Raw genomic sequence first — 6697 nt, 5'->3', positions numbered from 1 at the left:
CGAGGCGCCCGCGGCCGCGCCGGGCCGCGAGGACGCTAGATCAGGCCAGGTCGGCCGCGGCGGTGGCGCCGGCGGTGTGCGGGGCCAGCCCGAGGCGGCGGCGCGCCAGCGCGTATTCCTCGGCGAAGCGGCGCACCAGCTCGGCCGCCGGCACCACGCGCTTGACCGCGCCCACGCCCTGGCCGGCGCCCCAGATGTCCTTCCACGCCTTGGCGCTGCCCGAACCGAAGTTCATCTTGGACGGATCCGACTGCGGCAGCGCTTCCGGGTCGAGCCCGGCATTGACGATGCTCTGGCGCAGGTAGTTGCCGTGCACGCCGGTAAACAGGTTGGAGTAGACGATGTCGGACGCGCTGCTGTCCACGATCATCTGCTTGTAGCCGGCCTGCGCGTTGGCCTCCTCGGTGGCGATGAAGGCCGAGCCCACGTAGGCCAGGTCCGCGCCCGCGGCCTGCGCGGCGAGGATGCCGTCGCCGCTGGCGATGGCGCCCGACAGCAGCAGCGGGCCGTCGAACCACTCGCGGATCTCGTGCAGCAGCGCGAACGGCGACAAGGTGCCGGCATGGCCGCCGGCGCCGGCGGCCACCGCGATCAGGCCGTCCGCGCCCTTCTCGATGGCCTTGCGCGCGAAGGTGTTGTTGATGATGTCGTGCAGCACGATGCCGCCGTAGGAATGCACCGCGTCGTTGACTTCCTTGCGCGCGCCCAGCGAGGTGATGACGATGGGCACCTTGTAGCGCACGCACAGCTCCAGGTCGTGGTCCAGCCGGTCGTTGGACTTGTGCACGATCTGGTTGACCGCGAACGGCGCGGCCGGGCGGTCCGGGTGGCGGGCGTCGTGCTCGGCCAGCTCGGTGGTGATGCGGTCCAGCCAGTCGTTGAGCACCGGGCCCGGGCGCGCGTTCAGCGCGGGGAAGGAGCCCACCACGCCGGCCTTGCACTGGGCAATGACCAGGTCGGGGTTGGAGATGATGAACAGCGGCGAGCACACCACCGGCAAGGACAGGCGGTTCTGGAGGATGGCGGGAAGTGACATGGTCTTTAGCGCAAGGTTAGGTCCGGGGACCGGATCGGAAAGGGTTGGTGGCCGGGATGGCGGCGCCGCTCAGGCGCCGTGCAGGACCGAGGTCTGGCCGGCGAGCCGCGCGCCCATCGCCGCGGCCAGCGCGTCGAGGCCGCTCTTGGGGCGGACCATGACTTCGAAGTCGTCGATCCTGCCGTTGGCGTCGAAGTGGATCATGTCGATGGCCTTGACCGCCTTGCCGTCCACGCGCGCGCTGAATTCCAGCACCACGCTGCGGCCGTCGTCGCCGACGAAGCCGCGGTGGTAGCGGAAATCCTGGAAGACCTGGTTGACGGTCTCGAGCACCATGCGCAGCGCGGCGCGCCCCGGGTAGGGCGTGTGCGCCACCGGCGAATGGAAGACGACCTCGTCGGCGACGATGCCGTCCAGCTCGTCCATCGAATGGGTGGCGATCATGCGGTGCCAGATGGCCAGCGAGGCCTGCGCCGCCGCCGACAGCGTTGCTTGGGTCAAGTGTCTTCTCCGGGTTGGCCGGGGGCGGACGGGCCGCCCCGGCATCGTTCTTCGGTATCGGGGTGTCGGGGTATCGGGTATCGGATATCCCAGGCATCGGAATATCGGTTCGCCGTCGTCTCTATGCAACCAGTTGCATGAGCGATCAGGTGAAAGGTAGCAGCCCGCGCGCGCGAATGCAACTGGCTGCATGCCGCCGGCCCGCCAAATTCGCGGCGGATGCCGCCCGCTGCGCCCGGCCGCCGCGTTCGCATGTCGCGGGGCTCGGTGTTTTGTGGCGTCTTGTCTACAATACCGCCATTGCCGCAAACCAACGCAGGAGCGCAAGTGAAGACCAACATGCGCGCAGACGGGCCGCCCCCGGCGCTGTTCGATGCGGACCTGGCCGCCTGGCGTGCCCAGCCCGAGCGCGCCTTCGACGGCTGGCTGGCCAGCCACGGCTTCCGCCACGGCACCGCCGTGGTCTACCGCGCCATGTGGGGCAAGCTGCTGCGCTGGTCGGGCGAGCGCGGCGTGGCGCCGCTGGCGTGGTCGGCCGAGCAGATCGGCGCGTTCCTCGACGAGCAGGACCTGCACAAGCATCACCGCTACCGCTACGCGCGCCTGATTGAGCGCGTGTTCCATCATCTGTCGCAGTTGCAGGACGGCCTGCACAACCCCGCCAGCCAGGCCGTGCGCGCGCATCTGGCCGAAGGCGAGAACGATCCCACGGCATTCCTGCTGCCCGCCGAGCGGGACATCGTGATCGCCCGCGTGCTGGCGCCGGCGCCGCCGCGCGCGAACGACGGCCAGGACGGCAAGGACGCCGGCATGCCGTCGCCGACGCAGTGGAAGCGCGCGCGCGACACCGCGCTGGTGGCGGTGCTGCTGGGCGCCGGCCTCAAGGTGGGCGAAGCCCGCGACCTGCGCGCGCAGAGCATCGCGCCGGACGCCCGCGCGCTGCGCCTGGTGCGCGCCGACAACGGCCGCGCCTACGAGGCGCCGGTCTTCGCCTTCGCGCGCGCCGCGCTGCTGGCGTGGCTGGCGGTCCGCGCGGCCGCGGACACGCTCGGCGAACTGGTCTTCCCCGCCACGCCGGCGGGCCGGCCGCTGCACGCCGCCTCGCTGTACCGCCGCGTCGAGATCCTGCTCGACGAAGCCGGCGTGCTGGCGGGGCGCAGCGAGCGCGCCTCGCCGCAGACGCTGCGCAACACCTGCTGCGCGCTGCACTTCGAAGCCGGCGCGAGCCCGGCCGAGGTGGCGCAGCGCCTCGGCATGCGCGACCTGGAATCCGGCTGGCGCCTGCGGGCCGCGTTCGAAGCGTGGCAGGCCCGCTCGGGCCAGCCGCCGGCGCGGCATGCGGGCGCCGTCACGCGCGTGCCCGATGCGGCCTGATATGCTTACCCGCCTCGCCGCGCCGCCGGCCCCGCTTGCTGGTGCTCATTGCCGCATGCCGGGCAGGAGCGGGCGCGGCAGCCAGGGCCGGCGCCGTTGCCGCGCCCGTTTCGCCTCTTTCTCAACTTACCGATGAATCGCCATGTCTGAAACCTTGCTGCTCACGGGAGCTACCGGTTATATCGCCTCGCACACCTGGGTGGCCCTGCTCGAAGCCGGCTATCGCGTGATCGGCCTGGATAATCTCTGCAATAGCAACCGCGAGGTGGTGGAGCGGCTGGCGCGGATAACCGGGCAGCGCCCGGATTTTGTCGAAGGCGACGTGCGCGACCGGGCCTTGCTGGACCGCCTGTTCGCCGAGCACCGCATCACCGGAGCGATTCATTTCGCCGCGCTCAAGGCGGTGGGCGAATCGGTCGCCAAGCCGCTCGATTATTACGGCAATAATCTCGGCGGCCTGCTCACGCTGTGCTCGGCAATGAACGCGGCCGGCGTGAAGCAGCTGGTGTTCAGCTCGTCGGCCACGGTTTATGGCAATCCGCATGCCGTGCCGATCCTCGAGGACTTTCCGCTGTCGGCCACCAATCCCTACGGCCAGACCAAGCTGATGGGCGAGCAGATCCTGCGCGACCTGGAGCATTCGGACCCGTCGTGGCGCATTGCCTACCTGCGTTATTTCAATCCGGTGGGCGCGCACGAGAGCGGCCTGATCGGCGAAGACCCGGGCGGCGTGCCCAATAACCTGATGCCCTACGTGGCGCAGGTCGCCGGCGGCCGGCGCGAGAAGCTGATGGTGTATGGCGGCGACTACCCGACCCCGGACGGCACTGGCGTGCGCGACTACATCCACGTGTGCGATCTCGCCGCCGGCCACCTCGACGCGCTGGTCTACCTGCGCGACAAGCAGCAGTGCCTGACCGTGAATCTCGGCACCGGCCGCGGCTACAGCGTGCTGGAAGTGGTGGCGGCCTACGAGCGCGCCAGCGGCCGGCCGGTGCCGTACGAGATCGTGGCGCGCCGCCCGGGCGACATCGCCTCGTGCTATGCCGACCCGGCGCTGGCGCACGCGCTGATCGGCTGGCAGGCCAGGCACGACATCGACCGCATGTGCGAGGACTCGTGGCGCTGGCAGTCGATGAACCCGCTCGGCTTCGCCGGCTGAGCCGCGCCGGCGGGCAATAAAAAACGGCCGGGCGCTGGCCCGGCCGTTTCCATGCCTGCGGCGAAACCCTGGTTCAGATCAGGAAGTCGTCGATGTTCTTGCCGGAGGCCAGCGCCTGGGTCAGCCAGCCCGGGCGCTTGCCGCGGCCGGTCCAGGTGTTGCCCGCGCTGTCGCGGTAGCGCACCGGCACCTTGCGGGTGGCCTTCTTGCTGGCGGCGGGCTTGGTGCCGAAGCCGAGATCGTCGGCGGTCAGGCCATATTGCTCGATTTTCTCGCGAATATCGGCAATGACGGTCGCCTGCTCGCGCGCCTTGATTTCCTCGGCCTGCTTCTGGAGTTCGCTGATTTTCTGAACAATTTCCTGATAAGTCGCCATTACGAGCCTCGATTTACTGGTGAGCGGGTGAGAGTGGGACGATTATAACGGGGTGTGGCGATCCTGCATATGCCCATGTCGGCAGAAAGAGAATTCCGATAAATTGGCGCCCATGTCAAATTAATGAACTTCCGCGCCAATCTCTGGTCGCGGCGCCGCCGGGCATTTTCGGCGCCGCGCCACGCGGCGGAAAAATGAGACCCGGCTCATTTGCATGTTTTTGTCCCGCCGGCAGGGGGAAATACCCCTGCCGGGTATTGGCCATCGCCTCCGGGTGCGTTTGCTGTAACAATAGCGGTCCGTTTCGCGCGCCCATCCATCCTTCGCCACCACGCTGCCATGTCATCCGATCCGATCAACGCCGCGGCCGCCGCGCCGGCCGGCTTCGTTCCCGTGGAACTGCCCAAGGCCTACCGGCTGCTCAATCACGGGCCGGTGACGCTGGTCACCAGCGCGCACGGCGGGCGGCGCAACGTCATGGCCGCCTCCTGGGCCATGCCGCTGGACTTCCAGCCGGCCAAGGTGGCGGTGGTGATCGATGCGCGCACGCTCACGCGCGAACTGGTGGAAGCGTCCGGCGAATTCGCGCTGAACATCCCGGCGCGCGCGCAGGCGGGCGCCACGCTGGCGGTCGGCTCGCGCTCCGGCCGCGAGGCCGACAAGTTCGCCGCCGCGGGTTTGTCCACGTTCCCCGCGCGGGAAATCGCCGCGCCGCTGCTGGCGGGCTGCCTCGGCTGGCTCGAATGCCGGGTGATCCCCGAGCCGCATAATGCGACGCGCCATGACCTGTTCATCGCCGAGGTCGTGGCCGCCTGGGCCGACGCGGCAGCGTTTTCGGCGGGCCGCTGGCATTTTCCGGATAACGAACACCGCTCGATCCACTATCTTGCCGGCGGGGCGTTTTTCGCCACCGGGGAGGCATTTCAGGTGGAATCGGAGGGCGGCGCATAAGCGGCGTGGCGCGCACCGCACCTTCTCAAGGATTCTCGGCGGCTCGCCGTTATTTGCCGTGAGCGGATCGCAGGGGTGTCGATCCGCCGGGCCGGGGCCGGAGGAGGTCCCGCGCGTTCCTTACCGTATCGGGTGTTTTATGTCGTTCCATAACAATATTCAGATCAAGACCTTGCTGCGCGGGGCGATGGCATTGTTGTCGGTCCTGCTCGTGCTGGTCGGCGCGGCCGGCCTGCATGGCATATCCAGCAGCAACGCAGCACTCCAGGAAACCTATGGCAACCAGCTCGCCTCGGCCCAGGCGCTGAGCGAGACCATGCTCGGCACCACCCGCATGCGGCTGGCGCTGGACCGCGGCGTGATGCCGGGCGCCGGCGGCGAAGGCAAGGCGGTGGTGGACCGCTCGATGACCTTCGTCGACAGCGCCGACGCGGCATGGAAGCGCTACGCCGCGTTGCCGCAGAGCGCCGAGGAAAAGGCCCTGGCGGACGAGGTGGACCGCAAGCGCCGCGATTTCATGGAAAAGGGCATCAAGCCCCTGCAGAAGGCGCTGCTGGAGAACAACGCCGAGCAGGCGCTGGCCCTCGCCAAGAACGAGCTGCCCGACATGCAGCGCAGCCTGGCGACGGCCTACGAGGCCTTGCAGGGCTACCAGTTCCGCACCGGCGAGGAGAACTTCAATCTCGCCCAGTCCGGCTTCCAGAGCGTGCGCATGCTGTCGTTCGCGCTGATCGCGCTCGGCCTGGTGGTGGCCGCGCTGTCCACGCTGGCGCTGCACCGGGCCATCGTGCGGCCGGTCGAGGAAGCGCTGTCGGTGTTCGAGCGCATGGCCGGCGGCGACCTGACCTCGCGCATCGTCAATGTGTCGCGCAACGAGATCGGCCGCATGATGCAGGCGCTCGCGTCGATGCAGGACAGCCTTTCCAACATCGTCGCGCAGGTGCGCGGCGGCACCGACTCGATCGCCGCGGCCACCGGCCAGATCGCCTCCGGCAACCTCAACCTGTCCCAGCGCACCGAGGAGCAGGCCTCCTCGCTCGAGCAGACCGCCGCCAGCATGGAAGAACTGACCACGGTGGTGCGCCAGAACGCCGACAACGCGCGCCAGGCTGGCCAGCTCGCCGGCGACGCCTCGCAGATCGCCCTCAAGGGCGGCGAGGTGGTGGGCCGCGTGGTCGATACCATGAACGAGATCAACGGCTCGTCGCGCAAGGTGGTGGAGATCATCGGCGTGATCGAGGGCATCGCCTTCCAGACCAACATCCTGGCGCTCAACGCCGCGGTGGAAGCGGCGCGC

7 protein-coding genes are annotated in these 6697 nt (G+C 69.1%); 4 read left to right on the top strand and 3 right to left on the bottom strand.

Annotated features, from left to right (window positions below; genetic code table 11):
- Positions 1-40 precede the first annotated feature (40 nt).
- Together K206_RS0133715 and K206_RS0133710 are read right to left on the bottom strand one after the other, a co-directional pair.
- Positions 41-1036: a nitronate monooxygenase family protein gene (locus tag K206_RS0133715; RefSeq protein WP_020206698.1), complete on the bottom strand. Its 996-nt coding sequence runs from the start codon at positions 1034-1036 to the stop codon at positions 41-43.
- 69 nt (positions 1037-1105) lie between these two features.
- A complete protein-coding gene (locus tag K206_RS0133710) occupies positions 1106-1582 on the bottom strand; it encodes a nuclear transport factor 2 family protein (protein WP_196812958.1) in 477 nt (158 codons plus the stop codon).
- Between the two features lie 294 nt (positions 1583-1876).
- Here K206_RS0133710 and K206_RS0133705 point away from each other — a divergent pair, with 294 nt between their 5' ends.
- Positions 1877-2911, top strand: coding sequence for a tyrosine-type recombinase/integrase (locus K206_RS0133705; protein ID WP_043367668.1), 1035 nt, complete (start codon positions 1877-1879; stop codon positions 2909-2911).
- A 142-nt stretch (positions 2912-3053) separates the two neighbouring features.
- On the top strand, positions 3054-4073 hold the full coding sequence (gene galE, locus K206_RS0133700; RefSeq protein ID WP_020206695.1) for a UDP-glucose 4-epimerase GalE: 1020 nt from the start codon (positions 3054-3056) through the stop codon (positions 4071-4073).
- Positions 4074-4146: 73 nt separating this feature from the next.
- Here the strand turns inward: galE and K206_RS0133695 are convergent, their stop codons facing one another.
- Positions 4147-4449 carry an H-NS family nucleoid-associated regulatory protein gene (locus tag K206_RS0133695; protein WP_020206694.1) on the bottom strand — a complete coding sequence of 101 codons (303 nt, stop codon included), beginning with the start codon at positions 4447-4449 and terminating at the stop codon, positions 4147-4149.
- 339 nt (positions 4450-4788) lie between these two features.
- On the opposite strand from K206_RS0133695, the gene K206_RS0133690 reads away from it, so the two are divergent.
- Positions 4789-5400 (top strand): flavin reductase family protein, encoded by a 612-nt coding sequence (locus tag K206_RS0133690; protein ID WP_020206693.1) that lies wholly within the window; start codon positions 4789-4791, stop codon positions 5398-5400.
- A gap of 139 nt (positions 5401-5539) precedes the next feature.
- Positions 5540-6697 (top strand): Tar ligand binding domain-containing protein (locus K206_RS0133685; RefSeq protein ID WP_020206692.1); only part of this gene is annotated, 1158 nt, incomplete at its 3' end.

This window comes from Cupriavidus sp. WS (assembly GCF_000395345.1).
Classification (GTDB): domain Bacteria; phylum Pseudomonadota; class Gammaproteobacteria; order Burkholderiales; family Burkholderiaceae; genus Cupriavidus; species Cupriavidus basilensis_B.
Note: the sequence above shows the minus strand (reverse complement) of the source record. Positions and strands in the feature narration are given on the sequence as shown.

Excerpts from the sequence above, each read along its gene's own strand:
- K206_RS0133690 (WP_020206693.1), top strand. The coding sequence starts at position 4,789 with ATGTCATCCGATCCGATCAACGCCGCGGCCGCCGCGCCGGCCGGCTTC.
- K206_RS0133705 (WP_043367668.1), top strand. The coding sequence starts at position 1,877 with ATGCGCGCAGACGGGCCGCCCCCGGCGCTGTTCGATGCGGACCTGGCC.
- K206_RS0133710 (WP_196812958.1), bottom strand. The coding sequence starts at position 1,582 with ATGCCGGGGCGGCCCGTCCGCCCCCGGCCAACCCGGAGAAGACACTTG.
- K206_RS0133715 (WP_020206698.1), bottom strand. The coding sequence starts at position 1,036 with ATGTCACTTCCCGCCATCCTCCAGAACCGCCTGTCCTTGCCGGTGGTG.
- K206_RS0133695 (WP_020206694.1), bottom strand. The coding sequence starts at position 4,449 with ATGGCGACTTATCAGGAAATTGTTCAGAAAATCAGCGAACTCCAGAAG.
- galE (WP_020206695.1), top strand. The coding sequence starts at position 3,054 with ATGTCTGAAACCTTGCTGCTCACGGGAGCTACCGGTTATATCGCCTCG.